We start from the raw sequence: 530 nt of genomic DNA, 5'->3' as shown, positions 1-530 counted from the left end.
CCAGACCCGCTCAGCCCGCTGGAAATCAATGGCAAAACGCTTAATCGTTTCGTCTTTATTGCCTCACGTCCAACCGTGATGGGTAATGACAACGACATCCCGACAGATTCTGTTTCTCTATTTACTGAGCTGCTGGAACTGCACAAGCTTGATAGCGAGCTTGATGTGCAGATGATCCCAGCGACCGTACTTTGGGGACGCAAACCAGGTAAAGCAGAGAACCATCGCCCGTACCTGCAACCAATGAATGGGCCACAAAAAGCGAAAGCTGTAATGGCAGCAGGTCGTGACTGTTTGGTGCGCTTTAGCCCGGTGGTTTCACTGCGTTATATGGCGGATTCTCACGGTACAGACAGTGCTATTGCGCATAAATTAGCGCGCGTGGCACGTATCCACGTTTCTCGTCAAAAATTGGCGGCATCAGGTCCAAATCTACCGCAACGCCAAGTGCTATTTGCTCGCCTGTTAAAGTCACCTGCAATTGAACAAGCGATTGAAGACGAGGCAAAAAGCAAAGACATTTCGATTGA

1 pseudogene is annotated in these 530 nt (G+C 49.6%); it reads left to right on the top strand.

Features of this window, described 5'->3' with window-relative positions:
* Window positions 1-530: pseudogene (locus R7Q46_RS30020) on the top strand (glycerol-3-phosphate 1-O-acyltransferase); the annotation flags it as partial.

The organism is Vibrio sp. 811, assembly GCF_033339195.1.
Note: the sequence above shows the minus strand (reverse complement) of the source record. Positions and strands in the feature narration are given on the sequence as shown.